Source organism: Bradyrhizobium archetypum (genome assembly GCF_013114835.1).
Lineage (GTDB): Bacteria > Pseudomonadota > Alphaproteobacteria > Rhizobiales > Xanthobacteraceae > Bradyrhizobium > Bradyrhizobium archetypum.
This window is the reverse complement of sequence record NZ_JAAVLW010000007.1, coordinates 430,570-448,232: the sequence shown is the minus strand read 5'-3', so window position 1 is coordinate 448,232 and position 17,663 is coordinate 430,570. Positions and strand designations below refer to the sequence as shown.

At 63.3% G+C, this 17,663-nt stretch carries 15 protein-coding genes; 6 read left to right on the top strand and 9 right to left on the bottom strand.

Translation table 11 applies throughout. The features are described from left to right. Positions 1-90: 90 nt before the first annotated feature. Both HCN50_RS25090 and HCN50_RS25085 read left to right on the top strand, forming a co-directional pair. Positions 91-384, top strand: a complete 294-nt coding sequence (locus HCN50_RS25090) for a DUF3551 domain-containing protein (protein WP_171712550.1) — start codon at positions 91-93, stop codon at positions 382-384. A gap of 143 nt (positions 385-527) precedes the next feature. Beyond that, the gene (locus tag HCN50_RS25085; RefSeq protein ID WP_171712549.1) at positions 528-791 is read left to right on the top strand and encodes a DUF3551 domain-containing protein; all 264 of its coding nucleotides are present in this window, start codon (positions 528-530) and stop codon (positions 789-791) included. A 6-nt stretch (positions 792-797) separates the two neighbouring features. Here the strand turns inward: HCN50_RS25085 and HCN50_RS25080 are convergent, their stop codons facing one another. The 8 genes from HCN50_RS25080 to HCN50_RS25045 form a co-directional block, all read right to left on the bottom strand. After that, a complete protein-coding gene (locus tag HCN50_RS25080) occupies positions 798-1,496 on the bottom strand; it encodes an ABC transporter ATP-binding protein (RefSeq protein ID WP_171712548.1) in 699 nt (232 codons plus the stop codon). 7 nt (positions 1,497-1,503) lie between these two features. Next, positions 1,504-2,784, bottom strand: coding sequence for a lipoprotein-releasing ABC transporter permease subunit (locus tag HCN50_RS25075; RefSeq protein ID WP_171712547.1), 1,281 nt, complete (start codon positions 2,782-2,784; stop codon positions 1,504-1,506). Between the two features lie 69 nt (positions 2,785-2,853). Next, complete coding sequence (proS, locus tag HCN50_RS25070) at positions 2,854-4,173, bottom strand: proline--tRNA ligase (protein WP_171712546.1); 1,320 nt, start codon at positions 4,171-4,173, stop codon at positions 2,854-2,856. A gap of 255 nt (positions 4,174-4,428) precedes the next feature. After that, positions 4,429-4,944, bottom strand: a complete 516-nt coding sequence (locus tag HCN50_RS25065) for a copper chaperone PCu(A)C (RefSeq protein WP_171712545.1) — start codon at positions 4,942-4,944, stop codon at positions 4,429-4,431. Between the two features lie 109 nt (positions 4,945-5,053). Continuing rightward, positions 5,054-5,563, bottom strand: coding sequence for a TlpA family protein disulfide reductase (locus HCN50_RS25060; RefSeq protein ID WP_171712544.1), 510 nt, complete (start codon positions 5,561-5,563; stop codon positions 5,054-5,056). Continuing rightward, complete coding sequence (locus HCN50_RS25055; RefSeq protein WP_171712543.1) at positions 5,560-6,774, bottom strand: sialidase family protein; 1,215 nt, start codon at positions 6,772-6,774, stop codon at positions 5,560-5,562. The genes HCN50_RS25060 and HCN50_RS25055 overlap by 4 nt, the downstream gene beginning before the upstream one ends. 29 nt (positions 6,775-6,803) lie before the next feature. Then, a complete protein-coding gene (locus HCN50_RS25050) occupies positions 6,804-9,188 on the bottom strand; it encodes a TonB-dependent receptor family protein (protein ID WP_171712542.1) in 2,385 nt (794 codons plus the stop codon). 93 nt (positions 9,189-9,281) lie between these two features. After that, the gene (locus HCN50_RS25045) at positions 9,282-9,653 is read right to left on the bottom strand and encodes a DUF2946 domain-containing protein (RefSeq protein WP_171712541.1); all 372 of its coding nucleotides are present in this window, start codon (positions 9,651-9,653) and stop codon (positions 9,282-9,284) included. A gap of 261 nt (positions 9,654-9,914) precedes the next feature. Between HCN50_RS25045 and HCN50_RS25040 the strand changes: the two genes are divergently transcribed. The 4 genes from HCN50_RS25040 (at position 9,915) to HCN50_RS25025 (ending at position 14,242) form a co-directional block, all read left to right on the top strand. Further along, positions 9,915-10,517: a globin gene (locus HCN50_RS25040; RefSeq protein ID WP_311968210.1), complete on the top strand. Its 603-nt coding sequence runs from the start codon at positions 9,915-9,917 to the stop codon at positions 10,515-10,517. 148 nt (positions 10,518-10,665) lie between these two features. After that, entirely contained in the window at positions 10,666-11,685 is a 1,020-nt protein-coding gene (locus HCN50_RS25035) for a sugar ABC transporter substrate-binding protein (protein WP_171712540.1), read from the top strand. Between the two features lie 6 nt (positions 11,686-11,691). Then, a complete protein-coding gene (locus tag HCN50_RS25030; protein WP_171712539.1) occupies positions 11,692-13,194 on the top strand; it encodes a sugar ABC transporter ATP-binding protein in 1,503 nt (500 codons plus the stop codon). A gap of 10 nt (positions 13,195-13,204) precedes the next feature. Next, the gene (locus tag HCN50_RS25025) at positions 13,205-14,242 is read left to right on the top strand and encodes an ABC transporter permease (RefSeq protein ID WP_171712538.1); all 1,038 of its coding nucleotides are present in this window, start codon (positions 13,205-13,207) and stop codon (positions 14,240-14,242) included. 25 nt (positions 14,243-14,267) lie between these two features. Here the strand turns inward: HCN50_RS25025 and HCN50_RS25020 are convergent, their stop codons facing one another. Next, positions 14,268-17,657, bottom strand: coding sequence for an adenylate/guanylate cyclase domain-containing protein (locus tag HCN50_RS25020; RefSeq protein ID WP_171712537.1), 3,390 nt, complete (start codon positions 17,655-17,657; stop codon positions 14,268-14,270). Positions 17,658-17,663: the final 6 nt, after the last annotated feature.

Genomic DNA, 17,663 nt, shown 5'->3' with positions numbered 1-17,663 from the left:
GCGGATTGGCTTGACGGGATTGCAGCGCTGCGGCTTGTGTCGATGAAGTGGAACGGCCACGCGCCGATGCGCCATATAGGGAGATTCGAAATGCGGAGAGCGATTCTGGCCGTGCTGACCACGATCGGATTGGCAGCTATCGGTGTTGCGCCTGCCGAAGCGGTCGGCACGCGATATCCGTTCTGCCTTCAGGGCGATGAATATCCGGCGCTGAGCTACTGCACGTTCACGAGCTACGAGCAGTGTCAGGCGACCGCTTCGGGACGCTTTCTCACCTGCATCGCCAATCCTTATTATGTCGGCGAGAGCGAACCACCGCCCTCCCATTATCGCCCGCTGCCCGGCCGCGCGCTGCCGCCCGCCCCCGGCTACGGCAGATACTGAGCAGCGGCGCCTTTCGCCGCCGCAACACGCGAGCCTCCGGGCGCCCGCACCTATAGCGCGTGAACGTGATTTGACGCCGGACTGCGTCGAATGTCTGCTGTCCGTCAGCACACGCGGACGGACGCAGTTCCAAGGAGATTCTGATGCGCATTCTGGCTTTGGCAATTCTGGCGATCGGAGCAGCCTCGGCGGCCGCCCCGGCGCAAGCACAGACGTACGATCCCAGCTATCCGGTTTGCCTGCATGTGTATGGCAGGGTCAGCTATTACGAATGCAGATATACTTCGCTGCCCCAATGCAACATGTCGGCGTCGGGCCGCTCGGCGCAGTGCGTCATCAATCCCTATTTCGCACATGCTCAGGGACCGGCGGCATATCGCAACAAGCGGTACCGCAACGCTTACTGAGCGCCGTTATTCGAGCTCGACGACCCGGCCGTCGACCAGCGACACCCGCCGGTCCATGCGGCCGGCCAGCTCCATGTTGTGGGTGGCGATCAGCATCGCGACCTGCGTCGCCTTCACGAGTTGCATCAGCGCCTTGAAGACGTGATCGGCGGTATGCGGATCGAGATTTCCGGTCGGCTCGTCAGCAAGTAGCACCCGCGGCGCGTTGGCGACCGCGCGCGCGATGGCGACGCGCTGCTGCTCGCCGCCGGACAGTTCGGCCGGGCGGTGCGAGATGCGATCGCCGAGGCCAAGATAGGCCAGGATCTCCTGCGAGCGCTTGATCGTCTCGGAGCGTTTGAGGCCGCGGATCATCTGCGGCAGCATGACGTTTTCGAGCGCGGTGAATTCCGGCAACAGCCGATGCGATTGATAGACGAAGCCGATGTCGGAGCGCCGGATCTGGGTGCGGTCGATGTCTGATAGTTGCGAGGTCGGCGTGCCCGCAACATAGACCTCGCCGTCGTCGGGGCTTTCGAGCAGGCCCGCGATGTGCAGCAGCGTCGACTTGCCCGACCCCGACGGGGCCACCAGCGCCACCGACTGCCCCGCCCACAACGCAAGCTTGGCGCCGTTGAGAATGGTCAGCGTCGCCTCGCCCTGCCTGTACTCGCGTTTTATCTCATGGAGATAGATAACCGGTACGTCGTCCGCCTCCTCGGCCATCTCGTCCTCACTCGTACCGCAGCGCATCGACGGGATCGAGGCGCGCGGCGCGCCAGGACGGATAGAGTGTCGCCAGGAACGACAGCGTCAGCGCCATGATCACCACCGCGGCGGTCTCGCCGAAATCGATCTCGGCCGGCAGCTTGGAGAGGAAGTAAAGCTCCGGCGAGAACAATTCGGTGTTGGTCATCCAGGAGAGGAACTGCCGGATCGATTCAATATTCAGGCAGATCAGCATGCCGACGAAGAATCCGGTCAGCGTGCCGACAACGCCGATCGCAGCGCCCGTGATCAGGAAGATCCGCATGATCGAGCCCTGCGAGGCGCCCATCGTGCGCAGGATGGCGATATCCTGGCCCTTGTCCTTGACCAGCATGATCAGGCCGGAGACGATGTTGAGTGCGGCAACCAGCACGATCATGGTCAGGATCAAAAACATCACGTTGCGCTCGACCTGAAGCGCGTTGAAGAAGGTCGAGTTGCGCTGCCGCCAGTCGACCAGGAACACCGGCCGCCCGGCTGCCTCCGTCACGCTCTTGCGGAACGCGTCGATTCGATCCGGATTGGTGGTGAATATCTCGATCGCGGTCACGTCGTCCTTGCGGTTGAAATAGGCCTGGGACTCCGGCAGCGGCATGAACACGAAGCTTGCGTCATATTCCGACATGCCGATCTCGAACACGGCCGCCACCTTGTAGGGTTTTATGCGCGGCGTCGTGCCCATCGGGGTCACCGCCCCCTTGGGCGCAACAAGCGTGATGGTGTCGCCGGCATGCAGCGACAATTGATCAGCGAGCCGGCGTCCGATGATGACGCCCTGCCCCTCGTCAAACCCCTCCATCGTGCCTTGCTTGATGTTCTTGGCGATCGAGGTGAGGTTGTTCAGGTCCGCAGAGCGCATGCCGCGTACCAGCACACCGGCAGCGTTGAACGCCGAGGACGCCAGTGCCTGGCCGTCGACGACCGGCGCGGCAAGGCGGATGCCGTCGACCTGACTGACGCGCTCGGCGACGTCCTTCCAGTCCGTCAGCGGCGATTCCAGCGGCTGCACCAGGAGGTGACCGTTGAGGCCGAGAATCTTGTCCAGCAGTTCCTTGCGGAATCCGTTCATCACGGCCATCACGATGATCAGGGTAGCGACACCGAGCATGATGCCGAGGAACGAAAACCCGGCGATGACGGAAATGAAGCCTTCCTTGCGACGCGCCCGCAGATAACGCCCGGACAACAGCCATTCGAAGGGCGCAAAAGGCGGCGTGCGGGCTGTCTCGTTCATGGTCTCATCCATTACTCGATAATCCCATGATTCGGGCCAAATGTGGCCTTATTGGCCAACATTACAGCCGCGGTGGATATCTTATCCCGCGATCTTCGCCACCACTTCCGCCGGGCTGAGATTCTCGCGCGACCCATCGCTTCGCCGCTTGATCTCGAGCTTGCCCTCCGCAAGGCCCTTCGGCCCGACCAGAATCTGCCAGGGGATGCCGATCAGGTCGGCGGCGGCGAATTTCGCGCCGGCGCGCTGGTCCGTGTCATCATAGAGCACGTCGACGCCCTTGGCCTGCAGCTCGCGATAAAGCTTTTCGCACGCGCCGTCGACCGCCGCGTCGCCCTGCTTCAAGTTCAGGATCACAGCGGTGAACGGCGCCACCGCCGCCGGCCATTTGATGCCGGCGTCGTCATGGCAGGCTTCGATGATGGCGCCGACCAGGCGCGAAACGCCGACGCCGTAGGACCCGCCGTGGATCGGCACGTCGACGCCGTCAGGACCTGCGACCAGCGCCTTCATGGCGTCGGAATATTTGGTGCCGAAATAGAAGATCTGGCCGACCTCGATGCCGCGTGTGTTGACGCGCTTGTCGGCGGGTACTTCGCGCTCATAGCGCGCGGCATCATGGACGTCCTCGGTCGCGGCGTAGACTGATGTCCATTGCTTGATGATCGGCGTCAGGTCGCCGTCATAATCCACGTCGTCCGGCGGGATCGGCAGATTGAGCACGTCGCTGTTGCAGAACACGCCGGACTCGCCGGTCTCCGCGAGCACGATGAATTCATGGCTGAGATCGCCGCCGATCGGACCGGTCTCAGCGCGCATCGGAATCGCCTTCAGTCCCATCCGCGCAAACGTGCGCAAGTAGGCGACGAACATCCGGTTATAGGAACGGCGCGCCGCCGCCTCGTCGATGTCGAAGGAATAAGCATCCTTCATCAGGAATTCGCGGCCGCGCATCACGCCAAAGCGCGGGCGCTGCTCGTCACGGAACTTCCACTGGATGTGATAGAGATTGAGCGGCAGGCTCCGGTAGGACTTGATGTAGGCGCGGAAAATCTCGGTGATCATTTCCTCGTTGGTCGGCCCGTACAAGAGCTCGCGCTTGTGGCGGTCCGCGATGCGCAGCATCTCCGGACCATAGGCGTCGTAGCGGCCGCTCTCGCGCCAGAGGTCGGCAAGCTGCAGCGTCGGCATCAGCAATTCCAGCGCGCCGGCGCGGTCCTGTTCCTCGCGCACGATCTGCTCGATCTTCTTCAAAACCCGAAAGCCAAGCGGCAGCCAGGCGTAAATGCCGGCCGCTTCCTGCCGCATCATGCCCGCGCGCAGCATCAGGCGATGCGAGACGATCTCCGCCTCTTTCGGATTCTCTTTCAGGATGGGCAGAAAAAACCGCGACAATCGCATGGGTCAGCTCGAGGAATCAGTGGGATACCGGAAGAAGGTGCAGTGAAACCGGATCGGGTGCGAAAATACAAGGCCGGAAGCCGCGAAAAAGCCTCTGAAAACGAGGATTTGTAGATCGTTCCGGCGGTGAATTGTTGGCTTCGTAGGGTCGGAAAAGGCGAAGCGTGCCCACCATGTTCCGCGCGATCTGCCGATCGATGGTGGGCACCGCGCAAGTGCGCCTTCGCCCACCCTATCAGCGCAACAAGCCACTCCCTATTTCTTCATGCCGGAATGATCATGCTTCATTCCCGTATGGCCTGAGTCCGCCGGACCCTGCGCACCGACGCCCTGCACGTCGAGCGACAATGTCACGTTTCCTGCCTTCTCGAATTCAAGCGTGACCGGCACCTTGTCGCCCTGCTTGAAGGGCTGCTTGAGATCCATCAGCATCAGATGATAGCCGCCCGGTCCGAGCTTGACGGTCTTGCCCGGCTCGATCGGCAGCCCCTTGTCAAGCGGCCGCATCGTCATGACGCCGCCCTTCATGGCCATCTCGTGAATCTCAACCTTGCCGAAATTATCGCCCGAGCCACCGACGAGCTTATCCGGCGTGCTGCCCTTGTTGTCGATGGTGAGATATCCGCCGGCGATTTTTGCACCGCTCGGCGTAGCACGGCTCCAGGCCTGGGTGATGACGAGGTCGCCGGCCTTGACCTCCTGCGCATGCGCGGGCGAGCCCAGGAAAGCAAACAGGGTGGCGAAGACCAAGAATTGCGGGGCATGTTTCATCGGATGTCTTTCGATTTATCCAGTATGGCCGGCACAACGGACGATCGATGCCGTCGCTGCCTTAACTTGAGAACGCAACATTCGTGTTCACGATAGCGGGATTGCATCGCTATTTGTTCGTGGCCTTTTGCTGAACCAGCCATTTTTCGAGATCCGGTATTTCTGCCGAACCTTCGATCGTCGTGACGGTTCCATCCCGCCCGATCAGGAGCGTACGCGGAATATCGCCCTGCCAGGCGGGGTCGATTTCGAACCGCAGGCGTTCGACGAAGCCATCGCTGAAAATCCAGTTCTCCGCCGATCCCAGCCCGGCCTTCTCCAGCATCGCACGCGTGGCGCTGTCCAGATTCGGGACCAGATCGGCGCTGATCATCACGACATCGATGTCGGAATGATCCTTCATGAATCGTCCGAGCAGCGGCAGTTCGACCTTGCAAGGGCCGCAGGTGACGCCCCAGAAGTGCACCAGCGTCGGGCGCCCGGCATGCGAACGCTGCACATCCTGCCAGCTCCCCCGCACAAACGGCTTGAGCGTGGGCCCGGATGACGGCGTCTCGGCTCCGGGCGCGGCGCCAAGCCACGCAACGAGGATTACCGCGGCGAGCAGAAGGCGTTTCATGATCCGTCTCCGATCGGCAGAAGGCGATATCCGTCGGCCTTGGTCATCCAGGAAAGATAGGTCTTCTGTCCGTCACCGACCAGCAGCGGATGGTCGGACGTATCCGCCGTCGTGGCGATCGGTACCGGCTTTGACCAGCTCTTGCCGTCATCATGCGAGACAATCGCGTTAACCGCGGTCTTCTCGCCGTCGAACTCTTTCCAGACCATGGTTGTGCGGTGCGGGCCGGCAAGAACATATGGCCGCGTCGGATTGCGATCGGCGCGGCCGAGCGGAAGCGGATCGGAGAACGTGCGGCCCTCGTCCTGCGAGCGGGCATAGAACAGCCCCTTACGGGCCTTGCCGCTGGTGAACCAGGTCACGTGGTAGGCGCCTGTGGGCGAGACTGAAAGACTCGGGCCGTGGTGCGGGCACGCAGCGATCTGCCAGTCGTCCTGACTGACGCGGCGAACCTCGCCCGCCGTTGCCGGATCGGCAAACGTCATGACCGCATGATCGCGTACGCCGCCTTCGAAGATGTTCCTGAACACGACCACGGGATGGCCGGGGCCGGCGAATGCGAGGCCGAGCCGGCAGCATTCGCAGGTGTTGTCGGCGGCCAGCTGCGTCTCGGAGTAGGTCGCGCCGCCGTCCTTCGATGACGCGAAGAACAGCCCTGCCCCCTCGTATTTTTTGCCCGCCTCAAGCACGGGCAGCCGGTTGCGCTTGTCGATCCAAGCGGCAAACACCGAACCGTCAGCATCAAGACCGAGCGCCACAAAGCGCTGGCTGTCGTTGTTCGGTGTGATCGGCTGCGGCTCGGCAAAGCTTTGGCCGCCATCGACCGACCTCGTGACAAGCACCTGGCCGTTGAAGGCCTTGTCCCTGAAGCGCGAGAACGCCAGCGCAATGCCGCCGTTCTTCTCGACGACGATCTGCGGGCGCGCATCCGGGCCCCAATCGAGGTTGAGCTTTTCTTTTGTCACCTGGACCGGCGTCGAAAAGCTGCGTCCCTGATCCCTTGAACTTGCCACCGATATGTGGCCACCCGCCATCCAGGCAAGCCACAGCGTGCCGTCAGGCGCAAACGCCGGCGTGACCTTCGAGGCGCAGCGCAAGGCGGTCTCCTCGCACGCCGCTTCCGAGGCATGCTGATGATGATTCATCTGCGCATTCGCCGCAGTCTGACAAAGCGCGAAGGCGAGCGTTGCGAGCAGGCTTATTCGCAGCATGGCTTTACTCCTCCTGCAGTGTTGTCCGATCATTTGAATGCCAGCTTCATTCCGGCGATGAACGCGCGTGGCGACCCGGCGTAGATCGAATTGGTCGTGTTCGCCAATACGCTGGCGGGATTTGGGATACCGCCGGCCGTCACCGAGTTTGCGATGTTGTTCGCGGAGGCCACATAGGTCCGATCAAATACATTCCTGACCTCGACATACATGCTCAGCGACTTGAAGTAATCGGACGCGAGATCGGTCGTGTAGTGAACGTTGAGATTGACCAGTTCGTAACCCGGCGCTTTCAGGAAATTGGCATTATCCATGTAGAACGAATCTTTCCACTGGACTTCAACAAATGCGCCGAGGCCGGCAAGCGGACCCCACAACTGGTCGTAGCCAAGGCGTGCCGTGAGTTCGTGCGGCGAGATGCCGGGAATCTTGTTGCCGGCTCGGTTGAAGCTGAACGTTGCGCCGTTGACGATATTCTCAGTGTATTGAGTGTAGACCTCGTCGAGATAGGTGTACGCCGCCGTCAATCGCCAGCCCGGCAGGAACTTCCAGTCGGCCGCCAGCTCGACGCCTCGATGCTCCGATCGCGGCGCATTGAAAGTGTAGCTTGCATTGGGCGCGCCGACCTGGGTCGCCTGGGTAACCAGTTCGTCCTTGAAGAACTCGTAGAAGCCGGTCGCGCTGAATTTGAGCGTGCTGTTCGGCGTCCAGTCGAAGCCGAGATCGTAGCCGATGTTCTTCTGGGTCCTTAGCTGCGTATTGTTGCCGTTCTGACCGTTCGAGAGAACGAACAGGTTTCCCACCTGCGGCGTGCCGTATCCGGTGGCGACGCGTGCGCGGAACAGCCACTCGGGATTCAGCTTGTAGAGCAACGCCAGCTCGGGCGCGGTGTTCTGGAATTGCCGATCGGCGATAACAGGCAGTCCCGGCGTCGCGATCGGGACATTGGGCGTGTTGTAGGCGTAGGAGGTGTTAATCCCCTTCAGATGGGTGGCTTCCCACCCGATGCCGGCGATCGCCGTCAGGTTCGGCGTCAGCTTGAGCTCTTCGCGCGCGCGAACGCCGTAGTTCGATGTATCGCTGAAAGTGTTGCTCGCCAGCAGGCCGAGCTTTGCATTGCCTCCCGGCATAACGTTGCGTGTATCGCTCGACGCCGTCAGCGTGTTGTAGAACGCGCCGAAATAGGTCGTCGATTCCATGCCGAGGATTTCGCCGCGCTTGGTTACGTCGCTCATGTAATTGTAGGACGGGAAATCGCCGATCGCGCTGGTTGCGCCCGTCGGCTGGTTGATGTTCCGGTCGTCGAATACGAACTGGTTGCGCCAGGTGGTCGTGTTGTCGAAGTCGTGCTCCCATCGTCCGCCGACGATGGTGCGGCGATCCTCGCGGCCAAGCCCGGCCTGCACCGCGGTGATCGGCGTCTTTGCACCGTTGAAGCCGTTGTTGAAGAGGGGAACTGAGGCGCAGCCGGTAACACCGGCCATGTCGCAGCCCGCTTGGAAGGGATTCTGATGGTACTGATTCAGCGACAGCCGGAGCGGCAGTCGTGTATCGAGATTGTTGTTGATGAACTTGACCGTGAAACGGTCATCCGGCGTCGCGTGCAGTGTGCCAAGAAAGTTCACGGTCTGAGTATTGAACCAGCTGTTCTGGATAAACCCGTCGCCGCGCGCGTCGCTGGCGAACAGCGAGTACTCGAAATTGCCGGCCTTCTTGCCCGCGGCCAGATAATTGTTGAGATAGCCGAAGCTGCCGCCATCGACGCCGTATTCGACCCCATCGATCGTGCCGCCCGGACGGGTGCGGAAATTGAGCGCGCCACCGGTGGCATAATTGCCGTAGAGCGCGGACGAGGGTCCCCGGATCACGTCGATCGCGCCATAGGCGCGCGGATCGATCAGGTCGCTGCGGGAGAGCCCGTCCGGCTGCGTGACCGGAAAGCCATCCTCGAAAATGACGAGATTGCGGATGCCAAAACCGTTGCGGGCATTGGAACCGCGGATCGAGATGCCGATGTCGCGCGGCCCGTTGCCCTGTTTTACCGAGATGCCGGGGCTCTCGCGCAGCACATCGGCCACGGAGAACGCCGGCCGGTTCTCGAACCGGCTGCGGTCGATGGTCGTCTCGGTCTGGCCGTTGGGCGCCTGGTAAAGCAGTGCGCGCGCCACGCTGGGCGTAATGCCTGCCGTGAGCGAGGCTGATGGCGCCGGGTTGGCCGCAGGCGGCCTAGCCTGTGTCCGACTTGCCGAGCGAGTGGCCGGCTTGCGGGCCGCAGGTCGGGCGGCCGTGGCGCGCGGCGCCTCGATGGTTACCGGGGGCAACGCGGTTTGCGCCGTCGCGTTCGAGGGATCAAGGGACAGCGCACTGCCGAGCACCAGCAGGCTCGCGCTCCCCAAGGCACGATGGGGGTACATAGAACATTCCTGACGCCAGCTCTCTGGCCGGCTTGATTGACTGCACTAGCGGGCACGGCTTGCGCCGCGCCGGTCGTTTCGGGTGTTCAGACGTCAGGAAATGGAGGGAGGTGCGCGCGCCTGTGCGTGCGAACCGGCGCGAGCGTTCGTTAGCCGGAAGGCAAAATCGAACCAAGCCACCTGCTCAGCAACCCGATCGACGTCGATTGCCGCGGTCTGCGGCACATCGATCGGCGCGCCGGTCTGCAGCACGCTGCAAACCGAACAGCATCCGTCATGGGCGCGATGGTTAATCTGGTCGGCCTGCCCGGTACCGGGTGCGCCGTTGCCGTGACAGATCACGGCACCCGCAAGCGGATCGGAGGCCGCGATGCTCGCTGCCCAGCATGCGCCAATGGGTGCAAAAATTTGCACCACCAGGGCAATCAGGACAATTGGCAGAAAATTCTTCAGCCGTCGGCGCATCGCTACCTATCCGCTTCGGACCTTAATCACCTCTGGAAGCCGAAGTCGAGATCAGGTTCCCGGAACTATGTTGCCGCTTCAAGGAGTAATGTCGGCAAAAAGCGATGCGTTTTGCAGCATTTGAACGGCGTCCTACCATGATACCAAGTCACGGGCGTAGTGTAGCTAAATCCACAACCGTCAGTAGCAAATTGCCAATGATTTCGCAGAGTGCTGGAATTTTGAACAAAGGTTGCCGAAATTGGTGACAAGACGAAAAAGATGGTCTACCAATTCAGGCTCAGGCTGGCCGAGAGGCAAAGCTTGGTGGTCCAAGTCTCGGGAGGAGCCCTGACGCGCACAAGCAGCGTCGCCTCGACAATCAAGATCAAATCTCAATTTTCGAGGAAATTAAGGGTCGACACAATTTTTGAGCAGGGCTCCGAGCCCTGCTCTTTTTTTTTGAGACGATCGCAAACGGCAATGACCGCATCGTCAAATCCAATCGAACGAAGCTTTGAGCTGGCCGCCGAACGCTGCACGGACCTGACGCCGCTGGTCTATCGCCGTCTGTTTGACATGCATCCCGAAGCGCGGACGATGTTCCGCACCGAGGGTAGCGAACTGGTCAGGGGCTCGATGCTGGCATTGGCGATCGATGCGCTTCTGGATCTTGCCGGTGAGCGCAGTGGTCATTTCCGCCTGATCGGATCGGAAGTTTACTCGCACGATGCCTACGGTACGCCGCGAAAATTGTTCGTCGCGTTCTTTGGCATCATCGCGCAGACGCTGCGCGACGTCATCGAGCCGGACTGGTCTGATGACATCGATGCGGCGTGGCGGAAATTGCTCGGTGACATCGAAAGTCTCATTGCAGCGCAGTAAGCGATCAGCAGAGTCGCCTGACCTTCATTGATACGGACGATCAAGTCAGCCGGTGGCGCGAACCCGCCGAGTGTGAAAGACTGCCTCGATCCGCGGTGCGTGCAATCGACGCCGACGGCGATAACAAAGACAAGCGAGGGAGCAAACGATGTCCGGAATTGACAAATCCGCAACGACCAGGCGCGACCTTCTTCAGGCGGCAGGCGTGGCTGGTGCAGCGAGCGCCCTGCTCGGGGGACTGGGTATAAACCCAGCGCTGGCGGCAGCCGCGCGCTCGGAGAAGCCGTTGAAGGCCGCGTTCTCCAATGCAGGCCTGCAGGCGACCTGGTGCGCCCAGGGCAAGCAGGCGGCGGAATGGTGGGGCAAGCTGTTCAACGTCGAGGTCACCTGGTTCGACGGCCAGCTCGACGCCGTCAAGCAGCGCGCCGCGATCGACAACATGGCCTCGCAGAAATGGGATTTCGTCGCGATCCAGGCGTTCGGCATCGGCACGCTGACCCAGCCCGTGCAGAAGATGATCGATGCCGGCATTCCCGTGATCGACATGGACACGCTGATCGCACCGCTCGACCAGATCAAAGTTCATTCATTCCTGGCGCCCGACAACGAGTTCATGGGCGCTTCGGTGACGCAGGCACTCTGCAACGCGCTCGGCGGCAAAGGCAAGATCATCATGACACAGGGAGCGCTCGGCCACACCGGCGCCCAGGGCCGCGCCAAGGGCTTCGAGTCCGTCGTCAAGCAGTTCCCGAACATCGAAGTGCTCGACACCCAGCCCGCCGACTGGGACGTCTCGAAGACAGCTCGGTTATGGGAGACCTATCTGACCAAGCACCCGCAGATCGATGCGGCGTTCTTCCACAATGACGACATGGCGCTGGCCGCCTACAACATCATGAAGGCGCGCAACCGCACCAACATCCTGATCGGCGGCGTCGACGCCATGCCGCCGGCGATCCAGGCGGTAAGCGAAGGCCGTATGTTCGCGACCGTTCGCAACCCCTCCTGCCGCATCCATGGCGGCGCGATCATCGCTGGCGTCGCTGCGGTGACTGCGGGCGAGAAGAGCGGTCAGGGCATCCCGAAGCATGTGATCACGGACGGCCCGGTGGTGACGAAAGCCAATGCCGCCGGCATGCAATGGATGGAGGACCACTTCCTGATCTGAGCCAGCATGCCCGCGGGACCTAAGCCCATCCTCGAACTGCACGACATCACGAAGGCCTTCGGCGGCGTCGAAGCGCTTCGTGGTGTCGACTTCGCGCTTTCTCCCGGCGAGATCCATGGTCTCGTCGGCGAGAACGGCGCCGGCAAGAGCACGCTGATGAAGATCATTGCCGGCGTGCATGCGGATTTTTCCGGCCGCTTTATCCTGGACGGCCGGGAAACCCGCTTCCGGTCGGTGCGCGACGCGCATGCGGCCGGCATCGCAATGGTGCATCAGGAGCTCAGCGTTGCCCCCGACCTGTCGGTGGCCGAAAACGTGTTCCTGGGCAATCAACCGACCAACCGCCTCGGTCTCGTGCAATGGCGGCGCATGGCCCGCGAAGCCGGCGAGCAGCTCAAGCGCTTCGGCATCGACGTCGACCCGATGTCGCGGCTCGGCGACCTGCCGATTGGTCTGCAGCAACTGATCGAGATCGCCCGCGTGCTGTTCTCGGGCGCCCGCATCATCATCCTTGACGAGCCGACCTCGGCGCTGTCGCCGCCCGAAGTGGAGCGCCTGTTCGCGACGCTGAAGCGGTTACGGGACGAAGGCACCAGCATCGTCTTCATCTCCCACTTCATCGAGGACATCCTGCGCGTTTCTGACCTGGTAACGGTGTTCCGCAACGGCCGAAAGGTCGCGGAGACAAGGGCCGCCGAGACCAGCAAGCCCGCGCTGATCGAGGCGATGATCGGCAAGGGCCGCGAGGCGCTGGAGGAGACCTATACGCACGATATCATGCTGCCGCCGCCAGCCGAGAAGCCGGTGGTGCTAAATGCCAGCGGGCTCTCGCTGGCGCGCAGCCTGCGCGAGGTCTCGTTCGACGTCCGCTCCGGCGAGGTGCTCGGCATTTACGGGTTCATGGGCTGCGGCCAGCTCGAGCTCGCGCGTATCCTGTTCGGCAAGCTCAGGCCCGACCAAGGCACGCTGGCCGTCGCCGGCGAACAGAAAGCCTTCCGCAGCACGGCCGATGCCCGGCGCGCCGGCATTGCGTTCGTGCCCGAGAGCCGGCGTGACATGCTGTTCCACCAGGAGCCGGTCTACAAGAACATCTCGATCAGCGTCCTCGACCGGATCTCATCCCTGCTGCTCAAGCCGTCGCGCGAACGCGCAATCGCTACCCGGCAGGTCGAGCAGCTGCGGATCCGCCCGGCGGCCGTCGAGCTCGATCTCGGCATGCTGTCTGGCGGCAACCAGCAGAAAGTGGCGCTGGCGAAATGGCTGAGCTATCCGCCGCGCCTGCTCGTGCTGTGCGAGCCGACCCGCGGCATGGATGTCGGCGCCAAGAACGACGTCATCCATATCGTCAGGGATTTGCGCGCCAAGGGGCTTGCCATCATCGTGCTCTCCACCGAGCCGGAGACGGTGCTCTCGCTCGCCGACCGCGTCATCGTGCTCAAGCGTGGCGCGGTGGTGCGGGAATTTTCCAACGAACGGATCAGCAAGGACCGCCTGCTCGAAGCGGCGTGAGGAGACCGACATGACGTCAGGTGAAAGCGTGACAGTCCCCGTTTCGGATCGCAAACGCCCGCAGCGATTCGCCGCGATACTGCGCTCCCAGATGCGCAATATCGCGCCGTTCCTGACGTTGATCTGCCTGTTCGGCTTCTTCGCCGCCGCCAGCCCGTCGTTTGCGACGCTCGACAATCTCGGCAACATCCTGACGCAGATTTCGGTCACCGGCATCATCGCCGTCGGGCTCACCTTCGTGATCCTCTGCGCCGAAATCGATCTCTCGATCGCTGCGATTGCCAACGTCACCGGGATCGCGGTCGCCTATTTCACGCTGCAGGAATCCTACGTCAACATCGCCAACGTCCCGATGCCCGGCTGGGCCGCGATCCTCTTGGCGCTGGCGCTCTGCGCCCTGCTCGGCCTCGTCAATGCGTTCGGGCTGACGGTGATCGGCATCCCCTCCTTCATTATGACGTTGGCGATGATGCAGATCGCGGCCGGCATCTCAGCGCTGCTGGTGCGCGGGCAAATCGCCTACAAGGTGCCGCCGCTGGTCTCAACCTTGGGATCGACTTCGATCGGCGGCATCCCCTGGATCGTGATCGTGGCGGCGCTGATGCTGCTCGGCGGCCATCTGGTGCTGACCTATACGCGCTTCGGCCGCTACGTCTACATGGTCGGGGGAAATCGCGAGGCCGCAGAATATTCCGGCCTCAACGTCAAGCTGATCCTCGGCAGCGTGATGGTGATTTCGGCCGTCTGCGCCGGCATCGGCGGCATGCTCGGGGTCGCGCATTTCGGCAGCGCGCAGCAGAACGAGTTCGACACGTATCTGCTGGATTCGATTGCTGCCGTCGTGGTCGGCGGCACCAGCCTGTTCGGCGGCCGCGGCGGCATCGGCAACACCATCGTCGGCCTGTTCGTGCTCGGCGTCCTCAACAACGGGCTCGATCACGTCAACATCGACAGCTTTCTGAAGATCCTGATCCGCGGCCTGATCCTGCTGGCGGCGCTCGTCATCAACGTCTATGCGCAGCGCTTGCGGGAGCGAACGGCGGATTAAGGCGCCATGCTCGTATGCAGATCCACTACTGGTATTTGGGATCCATGTTCGGCTCGGAGGTGGCAGTGATCTCTTGCAGTATTGCGCTGGCGGCCTGCAGATCCGGTGTCTCATAACCCTCAGTGAAATGGCCATACAACGGGGTGAGCAGGTCGCGAGCCTCGCCGCGCCGACCCTGTTCTCTCCACAATCCTGCAAGCCTCGTCGCCGCGCGCAATTCCCACAGCTTGGCGCCTTGCTGGCGCGCGGTTGCAGCTGCTTGCCCAAATCGTGCTTCCGCGCCGATCAGATCGGGCTTCGGCACCCGCAGCATCAGCTCGCCCATGATCCGATGGAGTTCGGCCTCGAACCACCCCTCGCCGGTCGCTTGCACGCGCTCCAGCGCCTTTGCGACCAGATCCAAACCCTCCCCCGCTGCGCCGGAACGGCCGAGCGCCTCGGCCTGAAGACCGAGGAAATACGGCTCATAGAGTCCAGCTCCGGTGGCGCGCCACGCCGGAAGACCCTGCCGAAGCTGTGTGAGCCCTGTCGCCAGCTCACCCGACTGAGTCAGCGCCCATCCCCGGATCACCGTGGCCGCCGCCAGAAAATGCGGAAAGTTCTGCTCGGTCGCGAGCTCAATTAGTTTTTCGGCTCGGTCCTTTGCCTCGCGCCACGCCTGGCGGTACTGCTCGAAGAAACACGCGAACAACAGGGCATACGCCAGCGTGTTGAGGTGAGCGAGTTCGCTGGCGGCGGCGAGCGCCTCGCGGCTTCGCGCGCGGGCCTGCTCCGGATGGCCCAGCGCAAATAAAGTCCACGAAAGCGCCGACAGCGCCGCCACGCGCGGATCCTGCACGTAAAGGAAGGCGAGCGAGCGATGCCGCTCCGCGTCATAAAGAGCGAGCGCCCGCTCCAGATGGGGGCGGGCAGCGGTCACCTCGCCGCGCCAGAAGGCACCCGTCCCGCTGATGCGGTGAGCCACCAGGGTTGCGGAAGTCTCCTGATAGTCCTGCGCCCGGCGCACAAGCTCGTCTGCCACTTCGCGCGCCGCGTGGTGCTCGCCGCGCACGCCGTGGAACACCCACTGACCGTAGAGCACGGGCCAGAGCTGGCCGGTCGCCCCGATCTGCTCGCAGAGCTCGCGGGCACGGGCGTTGGCACGCCCGGCCTCCGGCGATGCCCAGCCCTGCGTGGCCATCAACGCCACGCCCAACGCTACCTGCAGGTCAAGTTCTCGCCGCCTCCGATCGGCCTCCGACAGGCCTACGAGCAGCTTCAAGCCGTTCCGTAACTGCGCAAGCGCTTCGGCCATAGCCGAGCGGGCGATGGCTCGCTGTCCCGCCCTCAGCCAATAGTCGATTGCCGGTTCGGCCAGCCCTGCCGCCGTGTAATGGTGGGCTAGAAGTTCGGGCTGCGCCAGCACTGTCTCCGGAAAATGCTGCTCGAGCGCGGCGGCGATCCGGACGTGCAAGCGCTGCCGCTTCGTGCGCACCAGGGTCGCATAGGCCGCGTCCTGCACGAGCGCATGCTTGAAGCTGTAGGTCGCTCGAGGCGGGGTCCCGCGCCGAAACACTAGGCCCGAGCCGACGAGGTCGTCCAACCCCGCCTGGAGGTCGCTCTCCGGCAGCGCCGCCGTTATCGCGAGCAGTTCGTGCGAGAATTCTCGGCCGATCGCGGCCGCGACCTGGGCCACCTCACGGGCCGGGGCCAGCCGGTCGAGCCGGGCCAACAGCGACTCCTGGAGCGTAGTTGGGATCGCCATCGGCGGCAGCGGTCCTGCGAGCGCGTAGTGGTCGCCCTCATCCTGGAGCAGATTGGTCTCCAGCACGGTCCGCGTCAGTTCCTCGACGAACAGGGGCACGCCGTCCGTCTTGGCGACGATCTGCTCGAGCACCGCAGGCGGTAGCGCCTTGCCGCCGCTCAGCCGCGCGACCATGGCCGCCCCCTGCCGGCGACTCAACCGGCTGAGGGTCAGCGCGCTGATATGGGCATAGCGCATCCAGGGCGGCTCGAACTCGGGCCGGAAGGTGATGAGGACGAGCACGGCCGCGCCTTGCACTCGGTCGACCAGAAGATCGAGCAGCTCGAGCGAGGTCGGATCTGCCCAGTGCACGTCCTCGTACAGGGCCAAGACAGGCCGGCGCGTTGCGAGGCCCAACACCTGATTGACCAGTTCCTCGAGTGTCCGCTCCTTCTGCCGATGCGGGCTCATGTCGAGCGGCGGGTAGCGCGCGGCCGTCTCGAGCGACAGCAATGCCGCGAGCAGCGGAGCCGCTGCGGTGACTTGATCAGTCGACAGCGCAAGCAGCGCCTCGAGCTTGTCGAGCCTCGTTGCGGCGGAATCGTCCGCGACGAAGCCCGCTGCTCGCTCCAGCAGGCCAACCACCGGATGAAGCGGACTGGTCTGATGGTGCGGTGAGCAGTAGTGGCTCAGGTGCGTATGCGGCTCATTTTCAAGTCGTTCGCGCAGCGCCCGCACCAGGCGCGACTTGCCGATGCCAGGCTCGCCCATCAGCAGCACCACCTGGCCCTCACCCTCCTTGGCTCGTTCCCAGTGCTCGAGCAGCAGGCCGATCTCATTGTCGCGACCGACAAGCGGCGTCAGGCCTGCCCCGTGTAACGCCTCGAACCGGCTCTCGGCGGTGCCTTCACCGACCACGCGCCACGGTCGCACCGGAACGGGAAATCCCTTCAAGATCTGCAGGCCGAGCTCGGCGAGTTCGAATAGCCCGCCAACGAGCTCCCGGGTGCGGGCGGAGATCACCACCGTGTCGGGGTCGGCCAGGGTTTGCAGCCGCGCCGCGAGGTTCGGCGTGTCGCCGACCACCGTCTCCTCGCGCGCCGCTCCTTCGCCGATCAACTCGCCGACGACTACTGCGCCGGTCGCGATGCCGATACGGGCCGCCAGCGTCTCGCCATGCGCCGATCCCAGGCTATGCACCGCCGCGACCGCGGCCAGCCCGGCCCGCACCGCGCGTTCGGCCTCATCCTCATGCGCGCGCGGATAGCCGAAATAGGCCAGCACACCATCTCCCATGTACTTCGCCACGTGCCCTTCGAACCGCGCGATCGCGCCGGCCACTGCACTGTGATAGCTCCGCAGGACCTCGGCCATCTCCTCCGGATCGAGCCGCGCCGCGAGCGCCGTCGAATCGACCAGGTCGACAAACATCACGGTGAGCTGGCGACGCTCCGCCGTCCCCGAGACAGCGGCGGGTGCGACCGTGACGGGGCTGATCGCCGACATTGAGCCGGCGCGCAGGGCAGCAATGGCGGCGAGCAGTTTGCGGCGATGGCCGATCGAGACGACGCCGAGCCCGATCAGATCCTCGGCCGTAAGGTCCATGAGGACCTTGGCGTCGATGTCGTTCTCCCGGAACGCCTGTTCGTACTGTCCCAGCCCCAAACCACACAGCCAGGCCGCGACGTCCATGGGCGC